Consider the following 278-nt stretch of genomic DNA (forward strand, 5'->3'; position numbering starts at 1 on the left):
TTTCGAAGAGGAGGAGCCGAGTGATACTCCGGGTTTTATGCTTCAAAATTTTTCAACTTCAAAGGGCAATGATTTATTTTGGGATTTAAGAATATTCTCTATACGCATCATCCAAAATAGAACAATTTCTATCGAAAATAGATTAATTATACTGGGATTATTTTTTCAAAGAATATCGAATATTTCTCCAAACGAGTTAAGGAATCAACTGCAAGATATAATGGACGAATATTTTACTTGTATATCAGATGAGGATTTTTTAATATCAATTGAAAATA

Annotated in this window: 1 pseudogene; it reads left to right on the forward strand. The window is 29.5% G+C overall.

What is annotated here, in order from left to right:
- Nucleotides 1–37: 37 nt before the first annotated feature.
- Nucleotides 38–278: pseudogene (locus KVT27_RS24355) on the forward strand (hypothetical protein); the annotation flags it as partial.

It is taken from the genome of Lysinibacillus sp. GbtcB16, from assembly GCF_019091145.1.
GTDB lineage: Bacteria > Bacillota > Bacilli > Bacillales_A > Planococcaceae > Lysinibacillus > Lysinibacillus fusiformis.